This window comes from Arthrobacter sp. 179 (assembly GCF_052379645.1).
In the GTDB taxonomy this organism is placed as follows: domain Bacteria; phylum Actinomycetota; class Actinomycetes; order Actinomycetales; family Micrococcaceae; genus Arthrobacter_H.
Genome location: NZ_JBQSYU010000059.1, coordinates 1 through 1,166, shown reverse-complemented (window position 1 = coordinate 1,166; position 1,166 = coordinate 1). Strand labels below are relative to the sequence as shown.

Annotated in this window: 2 protein-coding genes; both read left to right on the top strand. The window is 65.1% G+C overall.

The features are described from left to right. Positions 1–634, top strand: a 634-nt coding sequence (locus ACT3UE_RS15755; RefSeq protein ID WP_444567024.1) for a BCCT family transporter, incomplete at its 5' end; no start/stop codon positions are given. A 154-nt stretch (positions 635–788) separates the two neighbouring features. Further along, positions 789–1,166: BCCT family transporter (locus tag ACT3UE_RS15750; RefSeq protein WP_444567023.1), on the top strand; the 378-nt coding region annotated here is incomplete at its 3' end.

Below are 1,166 nucleotides of genomic sequence, written 5' to 3'. Positions count from 1 at the left end.
TGGAACCGGGATCATGTTCGAGCAGCAGAACCCCGGAAGCGTGGGCGCCGCCTACGAATCGGACGGACTACCGGCGGTGGTGATGTCGATTGCCGGCCAGCTTCCGCTCTCCGGTTTGGTCGGAGGCGCCTTCCTGCTGCTGACGGTGACGTTCGTGGCCACGACGACGGACTCCATGTCCTACGCCATCGCCCAGTCCTGCACCGTCTCGGGGGCCCCCTCGACCAAGCTGCGGGCCACCTGGGCCGTGCTGATGGGTGTGGCGGCAGCGGTGCTGATCGCCATCGGCGATGGCGGCATCTCCGGACTGCAGTCCTTCATCGTGATCACCGCGGTTCCGGTGGGCTTCCTGATGTTGCCCTCGGTGTTCGCCGCCCCGGTCTTCGCCCGGCGCATGGCCATCGAACAGGGCATCATCCACCCGAAGGGCTCCACGTCCGCCGGTGAGGGTGCCCCGGCCGAGTCCTCCGTCACGCAGGACAACGAAGCCGGAGTACCGGCCGACCGCTCGCGGCAACGGCACGACCCCACGGGGTTCGAGAAGGGGCGGCTGCTGACCGGCAGCTGCCCCTTTTTTGGTGCGTCCGTCGGGCCAGGACCGGGGCGGGAGGGCGCCTCAGGATTCCGACTTTGATAGGTCTTGGCTATCAATGGTGTTCCTTTGGGACTTGGACGCGAACTAATCTGGGACCCTATGCTCTAGACACCGAAGTGGCTCACATCACTTCGGGGCGTATGCGGGTAGTTGCTGCCACGCTTGCGGTGAACCACCAGGTAAGAGAGACCAGATGTCCGAGCTCCCCAGTACCACGGCACACCCCACCGAGCGCGCCTCGGTGCTCGATCGAAAAGTCGCCGGCATCAGCATTGCCGTCATTGCCGTCTTCGTTGCCTCCAGCATGATCCTTCCCGGCAGGACCGCAGACCTGATCAATTCGGGGTTCAGCGGCTCCGCCAAATGGTTCGGCGCCTACTGGCAGTACCTGCTGCTAGCCACCTTCGTGGTGGCGATCGTGCTGGCCTTCACCCCCTACGCGAAGGCACGGCTGAGCACCGGGAAACCGGAATTCACCCGGTTCAAATGGGTCTCCATGATCATGTGCACCCTGCTGGCCGGCGGTGGCGTGTTCTGGGCCGCGGCCGAGCCGATCGCCCACTACATCGCT